Below are 16730 nucleotides of genomic sequence, written 5' to 3'. Positions count from 1 at the left end.
CTTGTCGACCCTGCGTAACGCGCGCCTGATCCGCAATGTCTGTTATCGACCATGACAACGCAAACCATCCGTATCCGTCCCCCAGGCAGCACGCCCCGCGTGCGGGCCATCCCCCCGAACCGGCCGTTTGACGCCGTGCGCCAGCCCGCGCCGGTCCGAGACGCGCCGCAACGGGCCAGCACCGGCGCCGCCCAGGGCCTGCCCAGGTACGCTGCCCGGGCGCCCCGTCCCGCCGTCCCATCCATCCCGCCCACGCTCGCGCCCCAAGCGGCCGCGGCGGCGCGCTGACGACGGAGGCCCACACCATGGAAACCTGGTTGACCGACGTCCAGCAGTTGATCGCGCACGGCGAGGCCGCGGTGCTGGTCACGGTGGCGCGCGCCGAGGGCTCGGTGCCGCGCGAGGCCGGCACCAAGATGCTGGTCACGCGCGACACGGCCCGCCATACGATCGGCGGCGGCCATCTCGAATGGAAGGCGATCGAGATCGCACGGCAATTGCTCAAGGACGGCTCGCACCTGTCGCACGCGCGCCGCCTCGAGCGGCTGCCGCTCGGCCCGAGCCTGGGCCAGTGCTGCGGCGGCGCGGTGACGCTGGCCTTCGAGCGGCTCGACATCGCCGACCTGGGCTGGATCACCTCGCTGGCCAAGCGCGTCGCGGCCGGCCACGCGACGGTGCGCAGCATCGCCTTCGGCCCCTCGCCCGACCCGGTGATGCTCAGCGAGCCGGAAGCCGACGTGACGCGCGCCGACTGCCTGCTGTGGAGCACCGGCGACGTCTCGCTGATGACCGAGACGATCGCGCCGCACACCTTCGCGGTGGAGCTGTTCGGCACCAGCCACGCGGCGCTCGCGCTGGTGCGCGTGCTGGCCACCCTGCCCTGCCGGGTGCGCTGGATCGACGCGAGCGACGCGCCGTTCCCGAGCGCCGAGGCGCTGGCCGGCATCGGCAACCTCGCCGTGGACGCGCGAGAGGCGCCCGAGCAGGCGGTGGCCGAGGCCGCGCCGCACAGCTACTTCGTGGTGATGACGCATGATCACGCCTTCGACTTCGTGCTGGCCCAGCACGTCCTGCGGCGCGCCGATTATGCATACTTCGGGATGATCGGCTCGAAGTCGAAGCGCGTGCAGTTCGAACAGCGCCTCGCCGCGAGCGGCATCGACCCCGCGCAGACCGCGCGGATGCGCTGCCCGATCGGCGTCGAAGGCATCGTCGACAAGGCTCCCGAGACCATCGCGATCTCGGTGGCCGCGCAGATCCTGCAGGTCGTCGACATGCACGCCGCCCCGGCGGCCGGCGTGCCGGCCTCCCCTCAAACCTGACCGACCAAGAAGAACACCATGACCCCGAATCTGCAGAACAAGATCGCGCTCGCGCCGAAGGCCGAGCTGCACATCCATATCGAAGGCTCGCTGGAGCCGGAACTGATCTTCAAGCTCGCCGAGCGCAACGGCGTGAAGCTCGCCTACGAATCGGTCGAGGCGCTGCGCGCGGCCTACGCGTTCACCGACCTGCAATCCTTTCTCGACATCTACTACGCGGGCGCGAGCGTGCTGCTCCAGGAGCAGGACTTCTACGACATGACGGCCGCCTACGTGGAGCGCGCGCTGGCCGACAAGGTGGTGCACACCGAGATCTTCTTCGATCCGCAGACGCACACCGAGCGCGGCGTGCCGATCGAGACCGTGGTGGCCGGCATCGATCGCGCGCTGGCCGACGCCGAGGCGCGCGGGCTGTCCAGCAAGCTGATCCTCTGCTTCCTGCGCCACCTGTCCGAGGAGGACGCGCTGGCCACCTTCGAGTCGGCGCTGCCGCTTTTCGAGAAGTATTCGCACCGCCTGATCGGCGTCGGCCTCGACTCCTCCGAGCAGGGCCACCCGCCCTCGAAGTTCGAGCGCGTGTTCGCCCGCGCCCGCGCGCTGGGCCTGAAGCTGGTGGCGCACGCCGGCGAGGAAGGCCCGCCCGCCTACGTGATCGAGGCGCTCGACCTGCTCAAGGTGGACCGCGTCGACCACGGCGTGCGCAGCATCGAGGACGCGGCCCTGGTGGCGCGCCTGGCCGATTCGCGCATCGCCCTGACGGTCTGCCCGCTGTCGAACCTGAAGCTCAAGGTATTCGACGACATGACCAAGCACACCCTGAAGGTGCTGCTCGACAGCGGCGTGGCGGTCACCATCAATTCCGACGATCCGGCCTATTTCGGCGGCTACGTCAACGACAACTACTTCGCGACCGTGGCCGCGCTCGCCCTCGAGGACCAGGACGTCTATACCGTGATCCGCAATGGATTCGAGGCGTCCTTCGTCACCGAGGCCGAGCGCGCCGCGCTGATCGCGAAGCTCGATTCGCACTGGCAACCGGCATGACGCCCACGTCCTGTCGGGAGCGCCGGTGCCTTGAGCGCATGCGCTCGACGCATGCGCACGGTGGTTCCCATAACAGAGACTGAGGAGAGCTTTTCCGATGGACACGTACAACGGCAGCAAGGCCCCGGCTTCGAGCTCGATGCTCGACCGTTTCTTCGGCATCCGCGAATCCGGTTCGCGGTTGCGCACGGAGATCGTCGCGGGCATCACGACGTTCCTGACGGCGATGTACATCATCGTCGTCAATCCCGGCATCCTGTCCCAGGCAGGCGTGCCGTTCGCGTCCGCGCTGACCGCCACCGTGATCGTCAGCTTCCTCGGCAGTTGCGCGATGGGCCTGTACGCGCGCAACCCGGTGCTGGTCGCGCCGGGCATGGGCATGAACGCGCTGTTCACCTTCGTGATGGTGCACGGCGGGCGCATGCCCTGGCAGACCGCGCTCGGCTGCGTGTTCTGGGCCGGTGTGATCTTCGCCGTGCTGGCCGCCTTCAACGCGCGCAAGCTGGTGGTGGACGCGATCCCGCCCAACCTGCGCCATGCCGTGTCCTGCGGGATCGGCCTGTTCATCTGCCTGATCGGCCTGGTCAACGCCAAGTTCGTGGTGGGCGACCCGGTCACCGTGGTGCACGCCTCCTCGCTGAACCCGGTGATCGTCACGTTCCTGATCGGGCTGGCCGTCACCACCGTGCTGGTGGTGCGCCGCGTGACCGGCGCGCTGATGATCGGCATCGTGGTGACCACCGTGCTGGCGATCCCGATCGGCCGTGTCTGGGGCGACGGCACCGCCTACTGGCCGGCCGCTATCGCCACCAGGACGCTGGTCAACTGGAACGGCCTGGTGTCCGCGCCCGACTTCTCCGGCATCGGCCAGCTCGACCTGATCGGCGCGCTGAAGGTGGCCTACTGGCCGTTCATCTTCGTGATGCTGTTCACCGCCTTCTTCGACGCGCTGTCGACCTTCATGGCGATCTCGGAAGCCGGCAACCTGATCGATCGCGACGGCAATCCGCGCAACATCCGCCAGTCGATGATGGTCGACGCGTTCTCGGCGGTGGTCTCGGCGCCGCTGGGCACCAGCCCCGCCAACGCCTACATCGAATCGGCGGCCGGCATCTCGGCGGGCGGGCGCACCGGGCTGGTGGCGGTGGTGGCCGGGATCTGCTTCCTGCCCTTCCTGGTGCTCTCGCCGCTGCTCTCGCTGGTGCCGGCGATCGCCACAGCCCCGGCGCTGATCCTGGTGGGCGTGTTCATGATGGAGTCGATCACCAAGATCGAGTGGCATCGCTTCGACGAGGCGATCCCCGCCTTCATCGCGATGGTGCTGATCCCCCTGACCTACTCGATCACCGACGGCATCGCCTACGGCTTCCTCGCCTTCGTGGTGCTCAAGCTGTTCACCGGCAAGCGCCACGAGATCAAGCCGGCGATGTGGATCGTCGCCGCGTTGTCCGGCGTGCTGCTCGCGCAGCTTTGATGCCGCGCCTCACCCTTTCGATGCTGGAGTTCCGCTCATGACCCAAACCGCCTTCCGCGCCCGGCTGCTGACCTTTCGCGCAGACCCGGCCCGCGACGCCGACGCCGCCGTGCTCGAGGACGACGGCCTGCTGATCGTCGAGGACGGCCGGGTGGTGGCCGCCGGCGCCTACGCGGCGCTGGCCGGGCGCCTCGCGCCCGACGCCCACCTCACCACGCTGCGCGACAAGCTGATCGTGCCCGGCTTCATCGACACGCACATCCACTATCCGCAGACTGACATGATCGCGTCGCCGGCGCCGGGGCTGCTGCCCTGGCTGGAGACCTACACCTTCCCGACCGAGCGGCGCTTCGAGGATCCGGAGCATGCGCGCGAGGTGGCGGGCTTCTTCGTCGACCAATTGCTGGCCAGCGGCACCACCACGGCGCTGGTCTACTGCACGGTGCACAAGCAGTCGGCCGATGCCTTCTTCGAGGCCAGCGAGGCCAGGAACCTGCGGATGATCGCCGGCAAGGTGCTGATGGACCGCAATTGCCCGGCATTCCTGCGCGATACCGCGCAATCGGGCCACGACGACAGCGCCGAGCTGATCACGCGCTGGCACGGGCGCGGCCGCCAGATGTACGCGCTCACGCCGCGCTTCGCGCCGACCTCGACGGTGGAGCAGCTGGAAGCCTGCGCCGAGCTCGCGCGCCGCCATCCCGACGTGTTCGTGCAGAGCCACGTGGCCGAGAACGTCGACGAGGTGAAGTGGGCGGCCGAGCTGTTCCCCGGCCATCGCAGCTACCTCGACATCTACGATCGCCACGGCCTGCTGCGCCCGCGCGCCGTGTACGGCCATTGCATCCACCTCGACGACGAGGACCGGCGCCGCATCGCCGAGACCGGCACGGTGATCGCCCATTGCCCGACCTCGAACTTCTTCCTCGGCAGCGGCCTGTTCGACTTCGACCGCGCCACCGAGCAGCGCGCGTCGCTGTCGCTGGCCACCGACGTGGGCGGCGGCACCTCGTTCTCGATGCTGCAGACCATGAACGAGGCGCACAAGGTGGCGCGGCTGTCGGGTTATCACCTCACGGCCACGCGCATGTTCTGGCTGGCCACGGCCGGCGCCGCGCAGGCGCTCGCGCTGGATGACCAGGTCGGCACCCTGGCGCCGCGCTCGGAAGCCGACTTCGTGGTGCTCGACCCACGCGCCACGCCGCTGCTGGCGCGCCGCACCGCGCGCGCCGAGACGCTGGAGGAGCTGCTGTTCGCGCTTGCCATGCTCGGCGACGACCGCGCCGTGCACAGCACCTACGCGGCCGGCCGTTGCGTGCACGAGCGCGATGCGGCACGGCAAGCGGAGGCGGCGCTCGCCTGATGCGGGATCGGACGCCGGCGCAGCCGGCGTTCGCTGAGGAATCCGGATGAAGACTGGGCCCGACGCGACATCTCGCGTCGGGCCCTGCTTTTTGAAGATCGGATTTCGACGATCGGGGTTTGGAGCAGCGGGCCGTATCGGCGCCCGGCCGGGCGCCGCCGCGCCGCCTTGCGCCGTGCCGCCTTATTTCGCGGCGGCCGCCGGCGCGGCGCCGGAAGCCGCGGCAGCCGGCACCGCGCGCTCGTTCGAGGCCGGCGCGGCCGGGCCGCCGCCGTTGCGGTCCACCGGCAGGCGCACGGTGCGCGTCGAGCCGTTGCCGAGCGGGAAGTCGGCCAGCGCCGAGCGGGCCAAGTAGGGCATCGCCGTCACCAGCGAACCGCCGCCGCCCGAATTGCGCGCGCTGACGTTGTAGACCTCGCGGCCGGTGCCGCGCTCGGTGATGCGGATCGTCAGCGAGCGTTCGTAGACGCGGTAGGTCTGGCTCACGTAGCCGGCCGGGAACGGGCCCCAGGGACCGAAGCCGCCCCAGGCGCCGGCGCCGCGCCAGTAAGGGCCAGGCCCGATCCAGGGATCGTAGTAGACCGGCTGCGGCACGTTCACCAGGTCGCCCTTGATGCCGTAGGCGAGCGCCACCAGGTAGCGCGCCTGGGCGGCCGGCACGCGCCGGAACGCGAGCGTCGACAGTTCGTTGGCGACGATGTTCTCGTAGGTGGCCTGCTCCAGGCTGTTCTGCTCGTCCTGGTCGCGCGTGAAGGCGTAGGTACGGGTCGCGTCGCTGCCGCTCCAGTCGGAGAAGGCCGTGACCTGGGTGCTCACATAGCTCGCGCAGCCCGACAGCAGCACGACACAGGCGCTCGCGAGCCACAGGGCGGCGCGGAACGTACGATTCGCTTTCATCTGGATCCTCGTGTTCGATGACGCCCGGCGGGCGCACCGCGATCATACGCTGCGCGCCGCCCACCGGGACATCAGGCAGACCCGCCGGCCGGCGGAAAGTTCGGTCCGCGCAACATCCGAACCCTTTGTACAATGCACGCACGCCCCCGTCACGAGCGGGTCGGCGCATTTCCCGGTTTACGAACTCCTACGCCCACGCACGACATGTCCGATACAGCTGCCCAATCCACCGTGATCCGCCGCGCCGACTACACGCCGCCCGCGTTCCTCATCGACAGCGTCGAGCTCGAATTCGACCTGGTGCCCGAGCGCACGGTGGTGCGCAACACCATGCGCGTGCGCCGCAACCCCGACGCCGCGCCCACGCCGCATCTCGAACTGCTCGGCGAATCGCTGGAATTCATCGCCGCGCGCGTGAACGGCCAGCCGGTGGACGCGGTGCGCGCCCACGAGCACGGCCTGACGGTCGAGAACCTGCCGGACGCCTTCGAGCTGTCGATCGACAGCGCCTGCGCGCCGGCCGGCAACACCACGCTGTCGGGCCTCTACGTGTCGAGCGGCAACTTCTTCACGCAGTGCGAGGCGGAAGGCTTTCGCCGCATCACCTACTTCCTCGACCGCCCCGACGTGATGGCGACCTACACGGTCACGCTGCGCGCCGACAGGCGCGCCTACCCGGTGCTGCTGTCCAACGGCAACCTGGTCGATTCGGGCGAGCTGCCCGAGGGCCGTCACTTCGCCAAGTGGGAAGACCCGTTCCGCAAGCCCAGCTACCTGTTCGCGCTGGTGGCGGGCAAGCTGGTCGCGATCGAGGAGACCATCACCGCCGCCTCGGGCGCGAAGAAGCTGCTGCAGGTCTGGGTCGAGCCGCATGACCTCGACAAGACCCGCCACGCGATGGATTCGCTGATCCACTCGATCCACTGGGACGAGCGGCGCTTCGGCCTGGAGCTCGATCTCGACCGCTTCATGATCGTGGCGGTCGGCGATTTCAACATGGGCGCGATGGAGAACAAGGGGCTCAACATCTTCAACACGAAGTACGTGCTGGCCAATCCCGAGACGGCCACCGACGTCGACTTCGCCAATATCGAGGCGGTGGTCGGCCACGAGTACTTCCACAACTGGACCGGCAACCGCGTGACCTGCCGCGACTGGTTCCAGCTGAGCCTGAAGGAAGGCCTGACGGTGTTCCGCGACCAGGAGTTCTCGGCCGACATGTCGGCCGGCGAGGCCGACGACGCCGGCGCGCGCGCGGTCAAGCGCATCGAGGACGTGCGCGTGCTGCGCCAGTTGCAGTTCGCCGAGGACGCGGGCCCGATGGCGCATCCGGTGCGTCCCGAGAGCTATGTCGAGATCAACAACTTCTACACGATGACGGTCTATGAAAAAGGCTCGGAAGTCGTGCGGATGTACCAGACCCTGTTCGGCCGCGACGGCTTCCGGCGCGGCATGGATCTCTACTTCGAGCGCCACGACGGCCAGGCCGTCACCTGCGACGACTTCCGCCACGCGATGGCCGACGCCAATGGCCGCGACCTGGCCCAGTTCGAGCGCTGGTACAGCCAGGCCGGCACGCCGCGCGTGACGGTCAGGACCGCCTACGACGCCGCCGCCAAGCGCTACACGGTGACGCTGCGCCAGGGTTACGGCGAGGCCTCGCCGGCCGCTCGCGAGACCCAGACCGGGCCGCTGCTGATCCCGTTCGCGATCGGCCTGATCGGCCCCGACGGCCAGGACCTGCCGCTGCGCCTGGACGGCGAGGCCGCCGCCGGCGCCACCACGCGCGTGCTGGAGCTGACCGAGACCGAGGCCACGTACACCTTCGTCGACGTGCCGGCCGCGCCGCTGCCCTCGCTGCTGCGCAACTTCTCGGCGCCGGTGATCGTCGAGTACGACTATCGCGAGGAGGAGCTCGCCTTCCTGCTGGCCCACGACAGCGATCCGTTCAACCGCTGGGAAGCCGGCCAGCGCCTGGCCACGCGGGCCCTGCTCACGCTCGCCGAGCAAGCCGCCGCGGGCGCCGAACTCGCGCTCGGCGACGCCTTCGTCGAAGCCTTCCGCCGCGTGCTGAGCGACGACACGCTCTCGCCGGCCTTCCGCGAACTGGCGCTGACCCTGCCCTCCGAGGCCTACCTGGCCGACCAGATGCGCGAGGCGAACCCGGCCGCCGTGCACCGCGCGCGCCAGTTCGTGCGCGGCCGCCTGGCCCAGGCGCTGCGCGCCGAATGGCTGGCGATCCACGAGCGCCATCGCACGCCGGGCGAGTACGCGCCGACGCCCGAGGACGCCGGCCATCGCGCGCTGAAGAACCTCGCGCTGGTCTACCTGGCCGAGCTGCCGGAACCCGCCGAGGCGGTGCGCCTGGCCACCGCGCAGTACGAGGGCGCCAACAACATGACCGACCGCGCTGCCGCGCTCGGCGCGCTGCTGTCGGCCTCGGCCGGCTCGGCCGCCGCCGAGGCGCCGGCCCGGCAGGCGCTGGCCGATTTTTATCAACGCTTCGAGAAGGAAGCGCTGGTGATCGACAAGTGGTTCTCGATGCAGGCCACGCGCCGCGGCACGGCCGAGCATCCGACGCTGGACACGGTACGCGAGCTGCTCGCGCATCCGGCCTTCAACCTGAAGAACCCGAACCGCGCGCGCTCGCTGATCTTCGGTTTCTGCGCGGCCAACCCGGCGCAATTCCACGCCGCCGACGGCTCGGGTTATGCGTTCTGGGCCGACCAGGTGCTCGCGCTCGATGCGCTGAACCCGCAGGTGGCCGCGCGCCTGGCGCGTTCGCTGGAAAACTGGCGCCGCTTCACGCCGGCGCTGCGCGAGCGCATGCGCGAGGCGCTCGAGCGCGTGGCGGCAGGCGTCAAGTCGCGCGACGTGCGCGAGATCGTCGAGAAGGCGCTCGCCTGATCCGGCGTCCCTCTCTTCGCCCGCCATGCAGAACGGCCGGGCCGCTCACGCGGTCCGGCCGTTTTTTATCGGGTCGCGCGGCGGGCATGGTTCCCGCTGCTGCGTGATCCGCTTCCGCCGCTCGGCAATGGGCCGCAGCGACTCAGCTCGACAGGCATGGCGTGAGCGCCTGCCCGGTGCCGCACGCCGACGGCTCGAGGCCGTCGGGCGAGCTTTACGCGGCAAGGCTGACGGGTTTCTCGCAGCGCCCCCGCCTGGTCGATTTCGTGCGCGCCATGCACTCGAGCGCCGCCGCCGCGCTTCCCGAGATCGCGCTGCCGTGACATCGACATGACAGCAGCCTGATCGCCGCGATTGCTGCTGCGCCACAAAAAGCCGGGGGCGGCACCGGGCGAGGCGGGTAAAATTGCGGCAAACAACGGTTTTCCCGCCTCTCGGAGCTCAGCAATGTCCATTTCCCGACGTACCACGCTGTCGAAATACCTGATCGAGCAGCAGCGTGAGAATCACAACCTCCCCGCCGACCTGCGCCTGTTGATCGAAGTGGTCGCGCGCGCCTGCAAGGCGATCAGCTACCACGTCTCGAAGGGCGCGCTCGGCGAGGCGCTCGGCACGGCCGGCAGCGAGAACGTGCAGGGCGAGGTGCAGAAGAAGCTCGACATCCTCTCCAACGAAATCCTGCTCGACGCCAACGAATGGGGCGGCAACCTCGCCGCGATGGCCTCCGAGGAAATGGAGACCTTCTTCCCGATCCCCGAGAACTACCCGCGCGGCGAATACCTGCTGGTGTTCGATCCGCTCGACGGCTCCTCGAACATCGACGTCAACGTCTCGATCGGCACGATCTTCTCGGTGCTGCGCTGCCCGGACGGCCAGCAGGCCACCGAGCAGTCCTTCCTGCAGCCCGGCACCCAGCAGGTCGCGGCCGGCTACGCGGTGTATGGCCCGCAGACGGTGCTGGTGCTGACCACCGGCAACGGCGTGAACTGCTTCACGCTCGACCGCGAACTCGGCTCCTGGGTGTTGACGCAGAGCAACATGCAGATCCCGGCCGATACGCGCGAATACGCGATCAACGCCTCGAACGCGCGCCACTGGTACGAGCCGGTCAAGCGCTACGTGGACGAGCTGAACGCCGGCAGCGAAGGCCCGCGCGGCGAGAACTTCAACATGCGATGGATCGCCTCGATGGTGGCCGACGTGCACCGCATCCTGAACCGCGGCGGCATCTTCATGTACCCGGCCGACGCCCGCACGCCGGACCGCCCGGGCAAGCTGCGCCTGATGTACGAGGCGAACCCGATGTCCTTCATCGTCGAGCAGGCGGGCGGCGCCGCGACCACCGGCAGCGAGCGCATCCTCGAGGTCCAGCCGACCGGCCTGCACCAGCGCGTGCCGGTGATCCTCGGCTCGCGCAACGAGGTCGAGCGCGTGACCCGCTACCACCAGGAAGCGGCCGCGAAGTAAGCGCTTCGGCACCGCCGGAAGGCTTGCGGCGGTGCCGCAAAAAATCATTCCGGGAGGCCCGCCAGGGCTTCCCTCCCGAAGCGCTCCAACGTAGAATTCGCCGCGTCGTGAGACGCAGGGCCAGATGACCGGCGACGGACATCGCGAGCCCGGGGCGATCAGCGGCCGAGGTGGCGCCGGTGGTTTGGCAGGCAAGGAGACGCGAGTGCTGCAGGATCAAGCACTTAGTCGACGCCAGCGTGGATTTTGAAAATTTTCTCGCCAGACCTCTTGTCAGCCTTGCAGAAATCACCCTATAATTTCACTTCTTTGTTGCCGGTGTAGCTCAGTTGGTAGAGCAGCGCATTCGTAATGCGAAGGTCGTAGGTTCGACTCCTATCTCCGGCACCATCAGAATCAAGCAAAAAGCCCGATCCTCGTGATCGGGCTTTTTGCTTTCCGGCTTCCGCCGTTCTTCTCCCGCCCCCCTGCCTTGCGGCCGTCCAGAAAGGCTGCCGAAAGATCGAGAAATATCGTCCGGACCGGCCGTTCCGGCCGAAAAAACCTTTGGTAACTCCCTCGCGCGCTGTCTAACATTACTTAACGCTCCTGACCCGTCTATTGCAGTACATTGCGTGGGCAACGGGCCGGAGCCGACAGCCCACGGCTGTCACCCGCATCTCGATGCCCGCGGCCGGTTCGTTTCGCAGCAAACAATCCAACAGGAGAGAACCACCATGGCTCATGGCTTGATTATGTGGCTCATCATCGGCGCGATCGCCGGCTGGCTCGCCGGCCTGCTCGTGAAGGGCGGCGGCTTCGGGCTGATCGTCGACATCATCGTCGGCATCGTCGGTGCCGTGATCGGCGGCTGGCTGGCCGGCGTGCTCGGCATCAGCGTCGGCAGCGGCTTCTTCGCCTCGATCATCGTCGCGGTGATCGGCGCCGTCATCCTGCTGTTCATCATCCGGCTGTTCAGGCGCGCATAAACTGCCTGCCTCGCCGCCCGGCGCCCGATCGATCGGCGCGCCGGGCCGGCGCCTCCACCGCCGGCCGCGCAAGGCCCGGCGATCCTCCCCGATTCCGCCTCCGCCGACTCCCGATTGCCTCTCCCACCTCCGCGAGCCGAGGGCACGTCGCTTGCGCCCGACCTCACGCGCGTCGCGTTCGCCCAATCCGGCCTCGGGCCGCAGCGCCTTGCGGCAGCGCGTTTACCCGGAGATCCGCCGGGCGTGACCAGACGAATTCGATGCGCGCGCATCGAATTCGTCCCTGCAGGCCTGGGCCTGATCCGACAAAATCACGGCGTGTGTGCGGTTTAAGCAACATCGACAAAATGAAACGATTCCCCGCTGGAAAAAATCGAGATAAGCGATCGATAATCGAGTCACCGCAAGGAGATTGATCATGGATGAGAAACCACTTCGCATGCCACCTCCCGAGAAAGTGATGAGCCCGGACCCGGAGCCGGTGGCCGTCGAGTTTCTCGCTGAGTTGCCCGATCATGTGCGCGCGTTCTTCGACGAGCAGCACAAGCTCGGCTCCCCGAAGTAAGGGCCCGTTCAGCATCGTGACGCGTCGCCTCGCGACCGCTTCCTTGCGCCTGCACCGCCTCCCCCTTCGGCACGCCTCGCGCCGCCCCGGCCACAACGGCCGTGAGGGCGCGCTCGCCCTGGCGCGCTGATCTTCGCCTCGCGCCGCTCGCGCGCGACGTCTTCGTTTATCCTCGTACTTTTCCGCTTCGTCCGGCCCATGCCGGCGCTCGTCGATTCCATGACTTCCTCGTTCCGCACAGCCATCGCCTCGGCCTCGCTTGCCGCCCTGCTCGCCTGCCTGCCGCTGTCGGCCGCCGCCGACGGCGACGACACCCCGCTGACCAACCTGGTCGCCCTCGCCTCGCAGCGCATCGCGCTGGCCGAACCGGTGGCGCAGTGGAAGTGGGCCAACCACAAGCCGATCGAGGACAAGCCGCGCGAGGCCCAGCTGCTCGCCGACGTCGAGCGGCGCGCGGTCGGCGCCGGCATCGACCGCGATTACGCACATGCCTTCTTCGCCGACCAGATCGAGGCGAGCAAGATCATGCAGAACGCGCTGTTCGCGAGCTGGCGCGCCAGTCAGGCGCCCGCGGGCACGCCGCCCGATCTCGCCACCACCACGCGCCCGCAGTTCGACAAGCTCACCCAGTCGATGATCGCCGCGCTCGCGCGCGTCGCGCCGCTGCGCGAGGCGCCCGATTGCCAGGCGCGCGTGGCGCGCAGCATCGCCAACTGGAAAACCTTGACGCGCTATGACTCGCGGCAGTCGCCGGCGCTCGACACGGCGCTCTCGCACGTCTGCTCGGGTGGCGGCGCGAGCGCCATCGGCTGAAGAACGCGGCCGCCCGGCCGAAGCGGACCCGGGGCGGTGCCGGCCTAATCGTCGACCGATGCGACGGCCGCCGCGCTCGGCGCCAGGAGCACCGTCGCCAGGCCGCGCGCCAGGTGCGTCTGCAGGATCCGGCACAGGCTGGCGTTGAAGGGATCGTCGCCGGCGGAAGACGCCGCCGCCAGCGCCGCTGCCTTCGACAGATCCGGGGTCGTACCGAGATAACGCCAGCGGTCGATCACATGATAGACGGCGCGCTCGCCGCCCTCGACGATCGCGACCGGCCCGTCGAACGGCCAGGGCGTGCCCGCCGAGCTCAAGCCGCGGCGGGCGTCGGCGGCCTTGCTGCCCGCCTTGCGATTGAAGGCCGGCGACAGTTCGGCGATCCAGGCCGTCTCCGCCAGCATTGCGCCCAGCTCTCCTCCCGTTTCACGCCATTCGACGCGCCGCACCTGCTCGGCGAGCCGCCGCTCCCTGGCCGAACGCCGCTCGCCGCCCAGCAACGCGCGCAGGCGGTTGCGCACGCGCACGCTGCGCCCGACGAACAAGGGCGCATCCCCCTCGCCGAACAGCGCGTAGGCACCGAAGCCGGCCGGCGCCCGCTCGAGATCGTCCTCGGTCAGGTCGCCCGTCAGGCGGAAACGCCGCGTGGTCAGCGCGATCTGTTCGTCGAGCCGCTCGGGCGGCACCAACGACGGCAGGCGCTGCCAGAACTGCCAGACCAGGTCCGCATCGGCCAGTGCGCGATGGCGCGCATTCGGCACCAGCGCATGCCGCTCGATCAGCGCGTCGAGCCCGTGGCGCGACTCGCGCGGAAACAGCGCGCGCGACAGGCGCACGGTGCAGAGCATGTCGGGATTGAAGGCGAATCCGGCCCGCTCGAACTCCGCGCGCAGGAAACCGCGATCGAAGCTGGCGTTGTGGGCGATGAAGAGCCTGCCCTCGAGCCGCGCGAACAGCTCGGCCGCGATCGAGGCGAAAGTGGGCGCGCCACGCACCATCTCGTCGCTGATGCCGGTGAGCTGCTGGATGAAGGCGGGGATCGGCTGCTGGGGATCGATCAGCGAGGTCCAGGTGGACACCCCTTGCGGCCCGACCTCGACCACGCCGATCTCGGTGATCCGGTGATCGGCGGCGGATCCGCCGGTCGTTTCGAGATCGACGAAGGCGAGCGGGCCGTCGATGGCGGGGTATGACGAGGACGAATCGAGCATGTCTGCGGAAAACGATACCGGGTGGAAGAAGCGCGAGCATGCGCACGGTGTCGATTCTACCCGCCAAAAACAAAGCCCCCGCCAAAGGCGGGGGCTCGATATCGGATCGACCTGAGAATCAACTACCGGAAAATACCGGGTTAACCCGTCAGGGGACAACCCGAATCAGACAGCCTGGATATTGGCAGCCTGCTTGCCCTTCGGGCCGGTCTTGACGTCGAACGAAACGCGTTGGTTTTCCTTCAGCGTCTTGAAGCCGTCCATCTTGATTTCCGAGAAGTGCGCGAACAGATCTTCGCCACCGTTGTCGGACGTGATAAAGCCGAAGCCCTTAGCATCGTTAAACCATTTCACGATACCGGTATCCATATTCCTGATTCCCCAAACGATTTTAAATAAAACGAGCAACCCGTGAGTGCCGTCACCGAAAGCCCCGGCCCCGCCAAACCTTGTGGACAATGAGCAGTAAGCACCGCAGACTTCGTGGTGCTTTTATAAATGGGACGATCCAGGCTCGTCAAGAAAATTCTTCACATCTTCTTATTCGGCTTGACGTCGATCCGGATGGAAACGATACACCCCCGGCAAAATGCACCAATTAGCCGATGAAAACCTGTCATTATTACTAGGAAAACACAGGCCCATTAACAAAAAAGCAAAAAATACCGAAGCAGTAAAAAATCCATGGCTTGGTATTTTTCCGGGTTGTTGCTCTCATTCTGTTTTGCGAAGCTGAGGATGCCATGGAAGTACAGGGGGTGAATATGTTGCTCGACCAAATGAAACGACTGGTACATCGACTCGGCATGCTGCGACGCCATAAAACAATCACTCCGGCAGCAACCTCGGCTCAGTCATTCGGCGTCGAATTCGATACGACCTGGCACGGCGACCATTGGCAGAACCTGCTCGCCTCGCCGCTCGATGCACGTCACTACGTGATGGAAGACTGGGCGCAGCCGCTGTCTATGCCGCAGGACGACATCCGCGACACAAGTTCGCCGAAGCGGCGCCGCCACTGAGCTACGCCTCGCCAGGATACGAACAAAAAAAAGCGCGACCGGAAAGTCGCGCTAACAAAGGTTTGGAGATCTTTTCCGTCAACGAAAAAGTCTGCTTCGAAAAGCAGAGGTCTCAGTATAGCGATTGCATCGCGCGCCATTATCGGTGGTCTTCACAAACCTCTATTGTCGAAGCCTCAACAATCATCAGCGCCGATGATTGCCTCCACTTCCCTCCCCCATTTTGTATCCATCGCGCAACGTAAAAATCGCTTCGCGCTCCTCGCCGTTTTCCCGCAACGGCCGCTGAGCCTTGCCTGACAACGGTTTGCGGACGATCCCCGACCATTTCTCAAACTTAAATTCATTATTGCTTAAAGTGCAATCGACGCGAGCCGGTCGCTCGCTCGACACTGCGCTCGGGTTTGGAGATTTGCGGCGCCCTGTGGCGCCACCCTCGACATGCCACGCCGCCTACGGTGATGGCCACTATCTCGATGAATCAGGGGGAGCTTGCCTCCTCTATCTGATGGAGAGGAATCAATGAAAAAGACTCTGATCGCAGCGGCGCTCACCGGTGTCTTCGCGACCGCCGCCCATGCGCAAAGCAGCGTGACCCTGTACGGCCTGATCGACGCCGGCATCACCTATACCAACAACCAGGGCGGCCACAGCTCCTGGTCGGAAACCAGCGGCTCGGTCAACGGCAGCCGTTGGGGCCTGCGCGGCAACGAGGATCTCGGCGGCGGCCTGAAGGCGATCTTCGTGTTGGAAAACGGCTTCGGCATCAATAACGGCACGCTCAAGCAGAACGGCCGCGAGTTCGGCCGCCAGGCCTTCGTTGGCCTGGGCCACACGCAGTTCGGCTCGGTCACGCTTGGCCGCCAGTACGACAGCGTGGTGGACTTCATCGGGCCGCTGTCGCTGACCGGCACGCAGTACGGCGGCACGCAGTTCGCCCACCCGTTCGACAACGACAACCTCAACAACTCGTTCCGCGTCAACAACTCGGTCAAGTACACCAGCGTCAACTGGAACGGCCTGAAGTTCGGCGGCTTGTACGGGTTCTCGAACAGCAGCCAGTTCTCGAACAACCGCGTGTTCAGCGGCGGCGTGTCGTACAGCTACCTGGGCTTCAACCTGGCAGCCGGCTACATGCAGCTGAACAACGACATCAACGGCCTGACCGCGCCGGCGGTGTCGAACGCGGCCGGCGCCGTCGCCGGCGACAACACCTTCGTCGGCAAGCGTCAGCGCGTGTTCGGTGGCGGCCTGACCTACACCTTCGGTCCAGCCACGGCGGGCTTCGTGTTCACGCAGACGCGCGTGAATCGCGCGCTCGGCATCGGCGGCGGCGCTTCGGGTACCTCGGCCGGCATCACGCTGGACGGCACCTTCGCCCGCTTCAACAACTACGAAGTGAACGCGCGTTACGCGCTGACGCCGGCGCTGTCGGTGGCGGGTTCGTGGACCTACACGGCCGGCTTCCTCGACGGCCGTCATCCGGGCTGGAACCAGTTCAACCTGCAGACCTCGTACGCGCTGTCCAAGCGCACCGACGTGTACCTGCAGGGCGAATACCAGCACGTCAGCACCGATGGCCTGGCGCTGGGCGCCTACGTCAACGGCCTGGGCGGCGCTTCGTCGACCAACAAGCAGATCGCCGTCACGGCCGGCCTGCGCCACCGCTTCTGATAC

15 protein-coding genes and 1 tRNA gene are annotated in these 16730 nt (G+C 67.3%); 13 read left to right on the top strand and 3 right to left on the bottom strand.

What is annotated here, in order from left to right; all coding sequences use genetic code 11:
• The first annotated feature begins 305 nt into the window (after positions 1-305).
• The 4 genes from xdhC (at position 306) to guaD (ending at position 5203) form a co-directional block, all read left to right on the top strand.
• A complete protein-coding gene (xdhC, locus tag BM43_RS28240; protein ID WP_036052430.1) occupies positions 306-1322 on the top strand; it encodes a xanthine dehydrogenase accessory protein XdhC in 1017 nt (338 codons plus the stop codon).
• An 18-nt stretch (positions 1323-1340) separates the two neighbouring features.
• Positions 1341-2366: an adenosine deaminase gene (locus BM43_RS28235; RefSeq protein ID WP_013696968.1), complete on the top strand. Its 1026-nt coding sequence runs from the start codon at positions 1341-1343 to the stop codon at positions 2364-2366.
• A gap of 97 nt (positions 2367-2463) precedes the next feature.
• Positions 2464-3840: an NCS2 family permease gene (locus BM43_RS28230; RefSeq protein ID WP_036052432.1), complete on the top strand. Its 1377-nt coding sequence runs from the start codon at positions 2464-2466 to the stop codon at positions 3838-3840.
• Positions 3841-3877: 37 nt separating this feature from the next.
• A complete protein-coding gene (gene guaD, locus BM43_RS28225) occupies positions 3878-5203 on the top strand; it encodes a guanine deaminase (RefSeq protein WP_036052433.1) in 1326 nt (441 codons plus the stop codon).
• A 183-nt stretch (positions 5204-5386) separates the two neighbouring features.
• Here the strand turns inward: guaD and BM43_RS28220 are convergent, their stop codons facing one another.
• Positions 5387-6100 carry a DUF4136 domain-containing protein gene (locus BM43_RS28220; RefSeq protein WP_036052435.1) on the bottom strand — a complete coding sequence of 238 codons (714 nt, stop codon included), beginning with the start codon at positions 6098-6100 and terminating at the stop codon, positions 5387-5389.
• A 204-nt stretch (positions 6101-6304) separates the two neighbouring features.
• Between BM43_RS28220 and pepN the strand changes: the two genes are divergently transcribed.
• The 7 genes from pepN (at position 6305) to BM43_RS28190 (ending at position 12820) form a co-directional block, all read left to right on the top strand.
• Positions 6305-9007 (top strand): aminopeptidase N, encoded by a 2703-nt coding sequence (gene pepN, locus BM43_RS28215; protein WP_036052437.1) that lies wholly within the window; start codon positions 6305-6307, stop codon positions 9005-9007.
• 161 nt (positions 9008-9168) lie between these two features.
• Complete coding sequence (locus BM43_RS41405) at positions 9169-9330, top strand: hypothetical protein (RefSeq protein WP_155296529.1); 162 nt, start codon at positions 9169-9171, stop codon at positions 9328-9330.
• A 124-nt stretch (positions 9331-9454) separates the two neighbouring features.
• Entirely contained in the window at positions 9455-10474 is a 1020-nt protein-coding gene (locus BM43_RS28210) for a class 1 fructose-bisphosphatase (protein WP_036037584.1), read from the top strand.
• Positions 10475-10788: 314 nt separating this feature from the next.
• A tRNA-Thr gene (locus BM43_RS28205) sits at positions 10789-10864 on the top strand.
• Between the two features lie 326 nt (positions 10865-11190).
• Complete coding sequence (locus BM43_RS28200) at positions 11191-11442, top strand: GlsB/YeaQ/YmgE family stress response membrane protein (protein WP_013696962.1); 252 nt, start codon at positions 11191-11193, stop codon at positions 11440-11442.
• 418 nt (positions 11443-11860) lie between these two features.
• Positions 11861-12007 (top strand): hypothetical protein, encoded by a 147-nt coding sequence (locus BM43_RS41780; RefSeq protein ID WP_013696961.1) that lies wholly within the window; start codon positions 11861-11863, stop codon positions 12005-12007.
• Positions 12008-12226: 219 nt separating this feature from the next.
• Positions 12227-12820 (top strand): chorismate mutase, encoded by a 594-nt coding sequence (locus tag BM43_RS28190; protein WP_036053691.1) that lies wholly within the window; start codon positions 12227-12229, stop codon positions 12818-12820.
• 44 nt (positions 12821-12864) lie between these two features.
• On the opposite strand, the gene BM43_RS28185 is transcribed toward BM43_RS28190, so the two are convergent.
• A complete protein-coding gene (locus BM43_RS28185; protein ID WP_036052438.1) occupies positions 12865-14031 on the bottom strand; it encodes an exonuclease domain-containing protein in 1167 nt (388 codons plus the stop codon).
• 165 nt (positions 14032-14196) lie between these two features.
• Positions 14197-14400 (bottom strand): cold-shock protein, encoded by a 204-nt coding sequence (locus tag BM43_RS28180; RefSeq protein ID WP_013696958.1) that lies wholly within the window; start codon positions 14398-14400, stop codon positions 14197-14199.
• A 398-nt stretch (positions 14401-14798) separates the two neighbouring features.
• Here BM43_RS28180 and BM43_RS39480 point away from each other — a divergent pair, with 398 nt between their 5' ends.
• Positions 14799-15053 (top strand): hypothetical protein, encoded by a 255-nt coding sequence (locus BM43_RS39480; protein ID WP_172535108.1) that lies wholly within the window; start codon positions 14799-14801, stop codon positions 15051-15053.
• 522 nt (positions 15054-15575) lie between these two features.
• Positions 15576-16727 (top strand): porin, encoded by a 1152-nt coding sequence (locus tag BM43_RS28175; RefSeq protein ID WP_013696955.1) that lies wholly within the window; start codon positions 15576-15578, stop codon positions 16725-16727.
• Positions 16728-16730 lie beyond the last annotated feature (3 nt).

The sequence above is a fragment of the Burkholderia gladioli genome (genome assembly GCF_000959725.1).
Taxonomy (GTDB): Bacteria; Pseudomonadota; Gammaproteobacteria; order Burkholderiales; family Burkholderiaceae; genus Burkholderia; species Burkholderia gladioli.
The sequence above is the reverse complement of the archived record's forward strand: the minus strand, read 5'-3'. Positions and strand labels throughout refer to the sequence as shown.

Bases quoted from the DNA above. Each gene is read 5' to 3' on its own strand.
- BM43_RS28235 (WP_013696968.1), top strand. From the start codon at position 1,341: ATGACCCCGAATCTGCAGAACAAGATCGCGCTCGCGCCGAAGGCCGAG.
- BM43_RS28190 (WP_036053691.1), top strand. From the start codon at position 12,227: ATGACTTCCTCGTTCCGCACAGCCATCGCCTCGGCCTCGCTTGCCGCC.
- BM43_RS28185 (WP_036052438.1), bottom strand. From the start codon at position 14,031: ATGCTCGATTCGTCCTCGTCATACCCCGCCATCGACGGCCCGCTCGCC.
- BM43_RS28220 (WP_036052435.1), bottom strand. From the start codon at position 6,100: ATGAAAGCGAATCGTACGTTCCGCGCCGCCCTGTGGCTCGCGAGCGCC.
- BM43_RS28210 (WP_036037584.1), top strand. From the start codon at position 9,455: ATGTCCATTTCCCGACGTACCACGCTGTCGAAATACCTGATCGAGCAG.
- xdhC (WP_036052430.1), top strand. From the start codon at position 306: ATGGAAACCTGGTTGACCGACGTCCAGCAGTTGATCGCGCACGGCGAG.
- BM43_RS28200 (WP_013696962.1), top strand. From the start codon at position 11,191: ATGGCTCATGGCTTGATTATGTGGCTCATCATCGGCGCGATCGCCGGC.
- BM43_RS28180 (WP_013696958.1), bottom strand. From the start codon at position 14,400: ATGGATACCGGTATCGTGAAATGGTTTAACGATGCTAAGGGCTTCGGC.
- guaD (WP_036052433.1), top strand. From the start codon at position 3,878: ATGACCCAAACCGCCTTCCGCGCCCGGCTGCTGACCTTTCGCGCAGAC.
- BM43_RS28175 (WP_013696955.1), top strand. From the start codon at position 15,576: ATGAAAAAGACTCTGATCGCAGCGGCGCTCACCGGTGTCTTCGCGACC.
- BM43_RS28230 (WP_036052432.1), top strand. From the start codon at position 2,464: ATGGACACGTACAACGGCAGCAAGGCCCCGGCTTCGAGCTCGATGCTC.
- BM43_RS41780 (WP_013696961.1), top strand. From the start codon at position 11,861: ATGGATGAGAAACCACTTCGCATGCCACCTCCCGAGAAAGTGATGAGC.
- pepN (WP_036052437.1), top strand. From the start codon at position 6,305: ATGTCCGATACAGCTGCCCAATCCACCGTGATCCGCCGCGCCGACTAC.